Source organism: Vibrio sp. 14N.309.X.WAT.E.F5 (genome assembly GCF_030397615.1).
Classification (GTDB): domain Bacteria; phylum Pseudomonadota; class Gammaproteobacteria; order Enterobacterales; family Vibrionaceae; genus Vibrio; species Vibrio lentus.
In genome coordinates, this window is record NZ_JAPNXR010000009.1 from 89,618 (window position 1) to 101,429 (window position 11,812).

Annotated in this window: 9 protein-coding genes; 4 read left to right on the forward strand and 5 right to left on the reverse strand. The window is 46.7% G+C overall.

The annotated features are described in order from the left end of the window. Nucleotides 1–211 precede the first annotated feature (211 nt). Both nfuA and OW495_RS12060 read right to left on the reverse strand, forming a co-directional pair. Nucleotides 212–796, reverse strand: coding sequence for a Fe-S biogenesis protein NfuA (nfuA, locus tag OW495_RS12055; protein WP_009848013.1), 585 nt, complete (start codon nucleotides 794–796; stop codon nucleotides 212–214). A 109-nt stretch (nucleotides 797–905) separates the two neighbouring features. Beyond that, a complete protein-coding gene (locus OW495_RS12060; protein ID WP_170961294.1) occupies nucleotides 906–1,619 on the reverse strand; it encodes a ComF family protein in 714 nt (237 codons plus the stop codon). Between the two features lie 93 nt (nucleotides 1,620–1,712). Here OW495_RS12060 and bioH point away from each other — a divergent pair, with 93 nt between their 5' ends. Further along, nucleotides 1,713–2,489: a pimeloyl-ACP methyl ester esterase BioH gene (gene bioH, locus OW495_RS12065; protein WP_102514270.1), complete on the forward strand. Its 777-nt coding sequence runs from the start codon at nucleotides 1,713–1,715 to the stop codon at nucleotides 2,487–2,489. Between the two features lie 338 nt (nucleotides 2,490–2,827). After that, on the forward strand, nucleotides 2,828–3,301 hold the full coding sequence (locus OW495_RS12070; RefSeq protein ID WP_017107878.1) for a hypothetical protein: 474 nt from the start codon (nucleotides 2,828–2,830) through the stop codon (nucleotides 3,299–3,301). A gap of 157 nt (nucleotides 3,302–3,458) precedes the next feature. Here the strand turns inward: OW495_RS12070 and OW495_RS12075 are convergent, their stop codons facing one another. Next, the gene (locus tag OW495_RS12075; protein ID WP_102291901.1) at nucleotides 3,459–5,789 is read right to left on the reverse strand and encodes a Tex family protein; all 2,331 of its coding nucleotides are present in this window, start codon (nucleotides 5,787–5,789) and stop codon (nucleotides 3,459–3,461) included. A gap of 680 nt (nucleotides 5,790–6,469) precedes the next feature. Further along, nucleotides 6,470–6,949, reverse strand: coding sequence for a transcription elongation factor GreB (gene greB / locus OW495_RS12080; protein ID WP_065113304.1), 480 nt, complete (start codon nucleotides 6,947–6,949; stop codon nucleotides 6,470–6,472). A 178-nt stretch (nucleotides 6,950–7,127) separates the two neighbouring features. Between greB and ompR the strand changes: the two genes are divergently transcribed. After that, nucleotides 7,128–7,847, forward strand: a complete 720-nt coding sequence (ompR, locus tag OW495_RS12085) for a two-component system response regulator OmpR (RefSeq protein ID WP_009848007.1) — start codon at nucleotides 7,128–7,130, stop codon at nucleotides 7,845–7,847. Nucleotides 7,848–8,012: 165 nt separating this feature from the next. Next, a complete protein-coding gene (gene envZ / locus OW495_RS12090; protein ID WP_017107875.1) occupies nucleotides 8,013–9,308 on the forward strand; it encodes a two-component system sensor histidine kinase EnvZ in 1,296 nt (431 codons plus the stop codon). A 240-nt stretch (nucleotides 9,309–9,548) separates the two neighbouring features. Here the strand turns inward: envZ and recG are convergent, their stop codons facing one another. Beyond that, nucleotides 9,549–11,627 carry an ATP-dependent DNA helicase RecG gene (gene recG / locus OW495_RS12095; RefSeq protein ID WP_009848005.1) on the reverse strand — a complete coding sequence of 693 codons (2,079 nt, stop codon included), beginning with the start codon at nucleotides 11,625–11,627 and terminating at the stop codon, nucleotides 9,549–9,551. Nucleotides 11,628–11,812 lie beyond the last annotated feature (185 nt).

The following is an 11,812-nucleotide window of genomic DNA, read 5'->3' on the forward strand; positions in this document are numbered from 1 at the left end:
GATTGCGATCACTTGAATACCTTACTGCAAATGGTAACGCGCCCGTTATTATTGCCATTGAACGAGAAATAGACGGTTCGGAAGTACTCTGCTGTTTTAAACACAAAAAAAGGTTGATGCTTGCACATCAACCTTTTTATTGAATCTTTAACTTTCTACTGGCTAAGACTGTATGAGTGCTTAGTCGTAGGAGCACTTCGTTGTAAAGTGCTTAGTAGTAAGAGTGCTCACCGCGATCGTGCTCAGTTGCATCACGAACGGCAGTCAATTCACCTTCGAATTGTTGAAGAAGTTCTTTCTCGATACCTTCTTTAAGTGTTACATCAACCATAGAACAACCGTTACAACCGCCGCCAAATGCAACGATAGCAGCACCTTCTTCAGTGATCTCTACTAGGCTAACGTGACCGCCGTGGCCAGCAAGTTGTGGGTTCACTTGTGTTTGGATTGCATACTCAACACGTTCTATCAACGTTGCATCGTCTGATACTTTACGCATCTTCGCGTTTGGCGCTTTAAGTGTAAGTTGAGAGCCCATTTTGTCTGTAACGAAGTCAATTTCAGCTTCATCTAGGAATGGTAGGCTTAGCTCATCTACGTACGCAGAGAAAGCTTCAAAAGAAAGCTTTGTGTCAGACGCTTCGATAGCATCTGTTGGGCAGTAAGAAACACCACACTCAGCGTTTTGCGTACCTGGGTTTACCACGAACACACGAATGTTTGTACCTTCAGGCTGCTGTGACAGCAGATTGGCAAAATGAGTTTGAGCGGTTTCTGTAATAGTAATATTTGACACGACGAATACCTGAGTAGATTTGTAGGTTATTAGCGCCATTCTACTCCTGTCAGATTTGTAATTCAGCCCTTTTTTGTTGGATTGCTGTACAAGTAGTGATTCACACTATTTATCCAGAGGGCTCAGGAGTGCGGCATATACAGTAAATATCAATCCTTTTCACGCCCACTTCAAGTAGTAATTGGCATAATTGATACACTGTACTGCCTGTGGTTACAACATCATCAATTATCGCAATGTGAGGATAATCAGTCGCTTCAAAATCGCGATGAAGAAGCGTGAAAGCACCATTCAGGTTACGCAACCTTATAGACTTGGTTAACCCTTGTTGAGAAAGCGTGGCGCGATTTCGCCGAAACAATACATCACTTTTCACCCCTAATTCTTGAGCGGTATAGTTCGCCAATAACTGGCTTTGGTTAAAGCTGCGTTGAATGTATCGAGTCCAATGTAAAGGGACACTGGCAATCAGCGGGGCTGGATGGTCAATGCGTGAGGCTAACAACTTCGACAGATCGCGAGCAAACCAAAATTTATCGGAATACTTCATCTGCTGAATATAGTGCGCGGTTGGGAAGGTGTAATCGCCCACACAATAAAGACGATGCCACGGTGGAGGTTTAGATAAACACTGACCACATTGTTCGACGGTAGTGAGAGTTTTTAAGCCACACCGCTGGCAGCGCGGCATTGGCTCGAAGAGATTAAGACAATCATTACACCATCGCGGATGAGCATCATTGGGGGATTTATCCAATTTACACAGGTGACATTGAGGTGTGACCAGCCGTGGTGTGTGTTTTTGTAGCCAATCAGATAACATAGCTCGCAGTGCTTTTGGGTTGTGGTGTTCTTTTTACTCACCATACTGAAACGTACCCTTGATGGTGGATGAGATAAGTAGGGAATATTGAGAATGAGTGACGCGTTATATTGGCATGTTTCAGGGCAAGGACCCGATTTGGTACTGGTCCACGGCTGGGGAATGAACGGTGCGGTATGGCAACAAACCGTGAATGCACTAGAAGCTGATTTTCGAGTACATGTGGTGGATTTACCGGGGTATGGGCATAGCGCGCATTGCCACGCTCAAGATCTTGAAGAGATTGCTCAACAACTGATTGTCGACGCTCCTAAGCAAGCGATTTGGGTGGGTTGGTCGCTGGGTGGGTTGGTCGCAACACACATGGCTCTCCATCACTCAGACTACGTGAGCAAACTGGTGACTGTCGCCAGCTCCCCTAAATTCGCCGCCGCAAAAGAACCCGTATTATGGCGAGGCATTCAGCCAAACGTATTAACCGCATTCACCGAGCAACTGGTTGAAGATTTTCAGACCACCATCGAACGCTTTATGGCGCTGCAAGCCATGGGCAGTCCTTCTGCAAGGCAAGATGTTAAACAACTCAAGCAAGCGGTGCTTTCACGCCCATTGCCGACCCCTGATTCTTTATTGGCTGGCTTAAAGATGCTGTCTGATGTCGACCTACGTGAACAATTACCTCAGCTTTCAGTACCGATGCTGCGTTTGTATGGTCGACTGGATGGTTTAGTGCCAATAAAAGTCGCCAAAGATTTGGGTGCCGCACTGCCTCATACCGAGCAATACATCTTTACTCAGTCCTCGCATGCACCATTTATGACCGAAGCAAATGCCTTCTGCAGTGAACTGATCAGCTTCGCGCAAAAATAATCGCTAAATTTATCGCTGACTTGGTCGATATATAACCTAATACCAATCACAGTAAGTAAGTGTTCAAAGATAGCGTAGGAAAAAGGTTTGAGAACAAGGCAGAGCTTTTTGATAAGTAGTTATTCTACAATCAAAAATACTAACGCCGTTATCGAGCATTTTAACAAGCTAGGATGAGCAGTTATTTACTACGATTGGTATAACCAAAGCGTTGCATGATACTCAGACCTCACTCTCTCCTGAGCTGATTGCGGTAAGTTTTGGGCTATGCCTGTTGTGTAACTCAGCACAGCAGTGTTATAGCAATAGTGATGGGCGATTCTTGAGGAGAGTTCGCGATGATTGTGTCACCTGCAACTGCAGTAAGTGTGCCACTGATCGCCCCATCCGTTAATGTGCAAACAGAGCAAGTTGCGCGTGATAATAGAGTTCGAGAGCCTGTCGCTCCCGCAGTAGCATTGGCAAAAACCAATGCAGAACGAAAGGTAAAACCGGACGATAAACGAAGGCAGCAGTCGGCTTGGGATCCTTCAGACCATCCTGGTTATGAAATGGATAATGAGTCAGAAGCCAATTCGATTAGCCATGAAGAGCCTCAAGATCCTTTTGATAGGCTATTCAGCTTGTTGGCACTGAAGACATACAGTGCCGACCAAGGAAAAGGCTATACCATGCGTTTTCGCCTGCCAAAGCATGTTTTAGATGCGGCGATCCAGGAGGGACAGATGGAGAAACGACGTAAGGTCATAAAATACCATTATGGTCATGCTGTTGCGCCTCATGCTCCATCAGAAATGCTGATTGTGTTATAAATCGAAAACTTATGACTCAACCAAACTTCGATGTCTTTTTTGAACACATAATAAAAAAACCTGCATACCCTAAGGGATGCAGGTTTTCTGTTTTAGGGGCGTCAGTTCTGGTGAAGATTAAACTGACGTTTCAACCGCTGCTTCGTTAAAACAAAAGTTATTTCTTCGCTTTAGCAAAGGCAGCTGCGAAAGCACCGCCCATCGCAGCGTTTTGTTGCGGCTCCTCACGACGGCGTTGTCCACCTTGTGAGTTTTGATTTGGTCGGTTTTGCGTACGAGGTGCACTTGAACGTTGCGCTCGATTATCTTGTCCAGGTTCATCTTTCATGCGCATGCTTAGTGCAATACGTTTACGCTGAACATCCACTTCCATCACCTTCACTTTCACGATATCACCGGCTTTCACCACTTCACGTGGGTCAGCGACAAAGCGATCGGTCAGCGCTGAAATGTGTACCAAGCCGTCTTGGTGAACACCAATATCTACGAACGCACCAAAGTTTGCCACGTTTGAAACCACACCTTCTAAGATCATGCCAGGTTCCAAGTCAGACATGCTATTTACGCCATCGGCGAACGTCGCAGTCTTGAACTCAGGACGAGGATCTCGACCCGGTTTATCCAGCTCTTTGATGATGTCGGTTACTGTAGGTACACCAAAATTCTCATTAGTGTAATCAACCGCATGTAAGCCACGTAAGAAGTCTGTGTTACCTACCAGAGATTTGATGTCTTTGTGGTTTTTCTCGGCGATGGTTTTTACCAATGGGTAAGCTTCTGGGTGAACCGATGATGCGTCTAGCGGGTTCTTACCATCCATGATACGCAGGAAGCCAGCACACTGTTCAAAGGCTTTTGGCCCTAAACGAGCGACTTTCTTCAAGGTAGTACGGGCTTCAAAGCGACCGTTTTCATCACGGAAATCCACGATGTTCTGAGCGATGGTGCTAGAAAGGCCTGCTACGCGAGTAAGTAGCGCGGCAGACGCGGTGTTCACATCAACACCTACGGCGTTTACACAGTCTTCGACAATCGCATCTAGGCGCTTAGCGAGCATAGTTTGGCTAACGTCGTGTTGGTATTGGCCCACACCGATCGATTTAGGGTCAATCTTCACAAGTTCTGCCAGTGGATCTTGTAGACGACGCGCAATAGACACCGCACCACGAATCGAGACATCCATATTCGGGAATTCTTTTGCCGCTAGCTCAGAAGCAGAATAAACCGATGCGCCGGCTTCGCTAACAATGATTTTCTGTGCTGTTAGGTTGCCACGCTTAATCACATCAGCCACGAAGCTGTCGGTTTCGCGTGAAGCTGTGCCGTTACCAATCGCAATCAGGTCAACGTTGAACTGACGAACCATCTGTTCAACAACATGAGCTGACTTGTCGTATTGCTTTTGCGGTGGGTGAGGGTAAATAGTTTCTGTCGCTAGAACTTTACCGGTTGAGTCCACAACAGCGATTTTCGAACCGGTACGTAAACCCGGATCCAAGCCCAAGGTTGCACGAGGGCCAGCAGGTGCCGCCATCAACAAGTCTTTAAGGTTGGTTGCGAATACTTCAATCGCTTCGATTTCACCGCGTTCTTTCATCGCGCCCATAAGCTCAGTTTCCATGTGCATCGAAACCTTGATGCGCCATGCCCAGCTAATCACTTGCTTACGCCATGCATCTGCAGGTGCGCTGCTCAGGGTTATACCGTAGTGATCAGAGATGATGTTTTCGCAGTAAGAACCACGTACACCTTCTTCTTGCTCTGGGTCAGCATTCATTGCCAGCGTTAGGAAGCCTTCATTACGGCCTCGTAGCATTGCAAGTGCGCGATGAGAAGGGACTTTGTTTAGCGTTTCGTTATGTTCGAAGTAGTCTTTGAACTTTTCGCCAGCTTGCTCTTTACCTGCCACGACACGTGAAACGAGCTCAGAGTTGCGTGTTAGATGTTGGCGAATCTTTTCAAGTAGGTTTGCGTCTTCTGCAATACGCTCCATCACGATTGCACGTGCCCCATCGAGTGCGGCTTTAGTATCAGCAATGCCTTTATCGCTGCTGATGAAGTTAGCGGCTTCGGTTTCAGGATCGTGCTGTGGTTCATTCCAAAGTGTATCGGCAAGTGGCTCTAAACCTGCTTCGATTGCGATTTGGCCTTTGGTACGACGCTTTGGTTTGTATGGCAGGTATAAATCTTCAAGGCGAGTCTTGCTGTCGGCTTGAGTGATATCACGCTCCAGTTCTGGCGTGAGCTTGCCTTGGTCTTGAATCGACTTCAGAATCGTTTGGCGACGATCGTCGAGCTCGCGAAGGTATGAAAGGCGACTATCAAGGTTGCGTAGTTGGGTATCGTCTAAGCCACCCGTGACTTCTTTACGGTAGCGGGCAATAAAGGGAACGGTGTTACCGTCGTCAATTAGGTTTACTGCGGCGGTGACTTGCTCTGAACGAACATTTAGTTCTTCAGCAATCAGTCGACAGATAGCTTGGCTCATCCGATGAATCTCTTATTTAATATCATGACAAATACATGGGGGTGAGCGTACGCTTTTTCTAGCTTTGGCTGTGTAATTATCCTGTCAGAAGTCTAATTTCCGTTTGTGATACCTACTTTGTGCGAGATCTCTCACACGTGGTGTGCGACTAAGTCACTTCAAATCGATGAAATCGTCTTAAAACGAATCTAAGTTACTGATTTTAATTGGTTGTGTGTTTTTGGGCGTATTTCTTACCTGAAATGTTTTTTGAGACTGTCTAGGAAACTTGCCCAAATACCGTAATATTTAACTTGTCGACAGGGAGTTGGCAGGAACAGGAAAAAGCCTAACGGACTAGGTATCTTCAGGATGAAGATTTGATTACTTAGGATGAGTGGTCAGCATGGAAGTTATAATCTCTGGATGAGATTCGCCAGTCAGGATGACAGGCTAGAATGGACACCGCTAGGATGGCGATGAACAAAAAGGAAATTGGTTAAAGGATTTAGCCACTATCAAGGAAAGATGCAGGGAGCACCTTATCTCGAAGAGATAAACAGTAGCCGGATTGCTGCGATAGAGACTTAACCCCGTCAGGCGAAAGCCTAGCGGGGTTTTCTTTTATCTGGCGTTTGTGATTTTAGAGCGTGTGCTTTAGCTTCTGTTGGCTGCTGTTGGCAAGCAGGGGGACGGGATGGTTAACTTTCTACGTAGTGAATCGCGTTAATGAACCACTCTTTGTCGCCTTCTGGTGTGGTTACCGTAAACTCATCATCCACTTCTTTCTTGAGCAGAGCTCTAGCCATTGGTGAGTCGATAGAGATATAGCCTTTAGCATCACCGTAGATCTCTTCAGGTCCTACAATGCGAAACTTCTTAATTTCCCCATCATCATTCTCAATCTCGACCCAAGCACCGAAAAATACCTTACCTTCTTGTTGTGGCGAGTAATCCACGATAGTGACATCTGGTAGGAATTTGCGTAGGAAACGCACTCGGCGATCAATCTGACGAAGCAAACGCTTATTGAACGTGTAATCTGCGTTTTCTGAACGATCTCCAAGGCTGGCAGCCCAAGTGACTATCTTTGTAATTTCAGGACGCTTCTCGTGCCATAAGTGGTCATGCTCTGCTTTGAGCTTGTTATAACCTTCTCGGGTGATAAGTTTGGTTTTCATAAATCTGACTTAATGAAATGATGATCTAAGATAGAATATATAGAAAGGCAACATACGTTAACAATTATTTAGGCGACTTTTTCTCCAATAATGTTACATTTTTAATGTCTTATACCAATATACAATGTACTAAGAATGCTTAACCTCAGGTTTAAGCTTTAATAGGTGGAACCATTACATGCAAGAAAACTACAAAATTTTAGTGGTCGATGACGATGCTCGTTTACGTGCACTGTTAGAACGCTATCTGTCAGAGCAAGGCTTTCAAGTGCGTAGCGTGGCAAACAGTGAGCAGATGGACCGCCTGTTAACCCGTGAAAATTTTCACTTGATGGTATTGGATTTAATGTTGCCGGGCGAAGACGGTCTGTCGATCTGTCGCCGTCTAAGAAACGCAAATAACTCGCTACCAATCCTGATGCTGACGGCAAAGGGTGACGAAGTGGATCGCATTGTGGGTTTGGAAGTGGGTGCTGATGATTACCTGCCAAAACCATTTAACCCACGTGAACTGCTTGCTCGTATCAAAGCGGTAATGCGTCGCCAAGTGATTGAAGCACCGGGCGCGCCAAGCACAGAAGAGTCTGTGGTTGAGTTTGGTGAGTTCCGCCTAAACCTAGGTACACGTGAAATGTTCCGCGGTGAAGAGCCTATGCCTCTTACCTCAGGTGAATTTGCGGTTCTGAAGTCACTGGTCACTAACGCTCGTGAGCCAATGTCTCGCGATAAGCTGATGAACATGGCGCGTGGTCGTGAATATTCAGCAATGGAACGTTCTATCGATGTTCAGATCTCACGTCTGCGTCGTCTTGTTGAAGAAGATCCAAGCAAACCTCGTTATATCCAAACGGTGTGGGGCTTAGGTTATGTATTCGTTCCAGATGGCAAAGCTGTGTAATCTAGCTTTATAAGCTCAAAAGCAGCTTGATCGATTCTGTGAATCAGAATTCTTTATTTACGGGTCATCTCATTAATATGCGATGGCCCGTTTTGTATTCAGCACAATGGTTTACAGCTATAGTTCCCACTATATCCCTTTATCATCCCTCACTTTAGGTCTCCTATGCGCATACGTAGCTCCTTTACTCAGTCGATAGTGCTCTTCTTAACCTTGTTGGTTGCTAGCCAAGTTTTCTCTTATTACGCCGTGTTCAACTATGCCTTGATGCCAAGTTTGCAGCAGTTCAATAAGATTCTGGCTCACGAGCTAAACCTCGTATTGGATCAAGGCAGTGATATCGAAATCGATGCGCCACTGCGCCAACGTGTGCTTGAGCAACTTGGGGTGACCGTTCACGCCAAAGACAGTGAAGCATCGGGCGAGTATTACCATGCGATGGCGATTGACCTAATGAGTGAGGAAATGACCAAAGAGCTAGGCTCTGAAACGGAAGTTCGGCTGATTCTAGGTAAAGAGAGTTACGTGCTGTGGATGGACATCGCTCAGTTGCCTAACTCATTGATTCGCATACCTCTATCAGAGCTTCAAGAAGAAGACTTCGCACCTCTATTTCGTAATAGCTTGATCATGGCGATGTTGATTGTTGCTGGTGGTTGGCTGTTTATCCGATTGCAAAATCGTCCGTTGATAGCGTTAGAGACAGCAGCGCAAGGGGTAGGGCGTGGCGACATTCCACCGCCATTACCAGTACAAGGTGCGCAAGAAATTCGCTCGGTAACCCGAGCCTTTAATCAGATGTCGAAAGGCATTCAAGAACTGGAAGAAGATAGAGCCCTGCTGATGGCGGGTATCAGTCATGACTTACGTACGCCACTCACCCGCATTCGCTTGGCCACTGAAATGATGTCGCCCGAAGACAGCTACTTAGCGGAAGGGATCATCAGTGATACTGAAGAGTGTAACGAGATCATCAGTCAGTTTATGGACTACCTAAAGCCCGTTGATCGAGAGTCATTCCAAGCGGTATTTGTCGATGATATTGCCCGTGAAGTGTCCAGTTCAGAAGGTGGCTACGAGATACAGATTGAAACCGACATTCCGGAAGCAATGAAACCCGCATTAGGTAACCCGATTGCGATGAAGCGTGCTGTGAGTAACTTGGTGGTGAATGCACTGCGTTACGGCAATGGTTGGGTGAAGGTTTCGACGGGGATGACGGCCGATAATAAACTGGCTTGGGTAACTGTTGAAGATAACGGCCCAGGGATCCCTCAAGACCAAGTGGGTAAATTGTTTGAACCGTTTACGCGTGGTGATACCGCTCGTGGCAGTGAAGGTACTGGCTTAGGTTTAGCGATCGTCAAACGTATTGTCAGTCAGCATCAAGGTGCTGTTGTGGTCAATAACCGCAGTGAAGGTGGCTTAAAAGCGCAGATCAGTTTTCCTGTGAAGCCTTAAAATCAGTTTAATGGTTTGGCGAGTCGGTTGAGTTTTGGCTTAGAGATCCCCGACTCGGTCATTCTTCCCTCTCGAGGATGACGAAAAATACCGTCATTCCCTATCGTGAGGAACGAACGAATAGGGAATCTCGCTCTTGGCTTATAGGTAAAGACCTTCGAGTATTGAGCTACCATTGATGTCAAAAAGGCTTCCTTGCGGGAAGCCTTTTTACGTTTTAGATTATGTTAATTTTGCTCATTAAGCCTTAGAGTAAACATCGCGCTCGCCTAGCCAGCGGTTGATGATCGCCTTGGCATTGTCTGGGTAGCTATCGTGAATATGACGCGCGATACGCTGCACTTCAGGTATCAAACGTTGGTCACGAACTAAGTCGGCAATCTTGAAATCAGCCAAGCCTGTTTGTTTAGTGCCAAGCAATTCACCGGGGCCACGAATCTCTAAATCACGCTGAGCAATAACAAAGCCATCGTTACTTTCACGAAGCACCCCTAAGCGCTTCTGAGCCGTTTTAGACAGCGGAGAGTGATACAGCAGTACACAATGGCTCGCGACCGAACCACGGCCAACACGGCCACGCAGTTGGTGCAGTTGCGCTAGACCAAGACGCTCTGGGTTCTCAATGATCATTAAGCTCGAATTCGGTACGTCCACACCTACTTCAATCACGGTTGTAGCAACTAACAGGTGCAGTTTGTTCTCTTTGAATTCCTGCATCACCGCTTGTTTCTCAGCGGGTTTCATTCGGCCATGAACCAAACCAATTTTTACGTCGGGCAGTTTGCGTTGCAGCTCTTCTGCAGTGTCGGCAGCGGCTTGTGCTTCTAATACTTCCGATTCATCAATTAGCGTACACACCCAGTAGGCTTGTTTGCCTTCATTGAGACACGCATTTTTCACACGCTCAACAATGTCATCGCGCTTGGTATCAGGAATCGCCACGGTTTGAATCGGGGTCCGCCCCGGTGGCAGTTCATCAATAATAGAAGTTTCAAGGTCGGCATAGGCCGTCATCGCCAGCGTTCGTGGAATTGGTGTTGCCGTCATTACAAGTTGATGAGGGTAATAACCCTGCTTCGCGCCTTTTTCACGCAGCTCCAATCGCTGGTGGACACCAAATCGGTGTTGCTCATCAATGATCACTAAACCAAGGTTGTTGAACTCGACATGCTCTTGAAATAGCGCATGAGTTCCCACCACCATTTGCGCTTCGCCGCTGGCAATACGTGTTAGTTCAGTTTCACGAGCCTTACCTTTGAGCTTACCTGCTAGCCATCCAACTTGAATACCCATTGCCTCAAACCAGTTCGCAAAGTTAATCGCGTGTTGTTCGGCCAATAGTTCGGTTGGTGCCATCAGTGCCACTTGCTGACCGTGTTCCAGTGCGCGAACTGCAGCCAGTGCAGCGACTAAGGTTTTACCTGAACCCACATCACCTTGCACTAAACGCATCATAGGGTGCGGCTTTTCAAGGTCAGCTTCGATCTCTTTGGTTACTCGTGCTTGTGCGTTGGTTGGCGAGAATGGCAGCTGAGCTAACAGCTTATCTTTGAGGGTGTTCACCGGAGGAAAAGGCATTGCCTTGTCTTGCTGCCCTTTGCTACGAACAGACAACATCGACAGGTTTTGAGCCAGTAACTCTTCCATAATCAGGCGCAGTTGCGCAGGGTGTTTTCCTTCATCAAACAGCTCTAGGTCGATTCCTGGAGGCGGTCTGTGAATGGTGTGCAGTGCTTGTGCGAGGGTAATTTGGTGGTCGTATAATCCCGATGGTAAAAGCTCATTAACTGCGGCCTTGTCGATTAACTCTAGAGCTTGATCGGTAAGATTGCGCAGCGTGACTTGTCTTAGTCCTTCAGTGGTTGGATACACTGGAGTGAGGTTAGCTTCAACATCTGGTTGCTGCCTTGGTGCAAAGAATTTGTAGTCAGGGTGGACGATCTCAAGCCCCATATTACCGCGCTTGATCTCACCATAGGCATGGACTTGTTTGCCTTCGGCAAAGTTATTCTTCATACCGGCGGTGAAGTTGAAAAAGCGTAGGGTAATGGTGCCATTCCCATCACTGATCTTTACCGCCAACATCTTACGTTTACCAAAAATAGTATCGACGTGCATTACCTTGCCTTGCACCGCAGCCCAAAGGCCAGCGTGCAGTTTTACTATTGGATAGATACGCGTTCGATCTTCATAGCGTAGTGGTAGGTGAAACAGTAGGTCTTGTACATTGTTAAGCCCAACCTTTTCCAGTTTCTCTGCGACTTTTGCGCCGACTCCAGATAAAGAGTTGAGAGGGATAGCAGATAAAAGCTGTGACATAACAAGGCTCATAAACGTAAGAGAGATAATCTATTCAAGCATTTTACTGGATTTTTGTACAGGGTAAAGCTTAGAAGCAGATACGGGATGCGAAGGGATGAAGAGCAGATGCGAGTAAACGAGATGCGAAGGGATGAAGAGCAGATGCGAGTAAATGAGATGAGAAGAGATTAAGAGCGGATGCG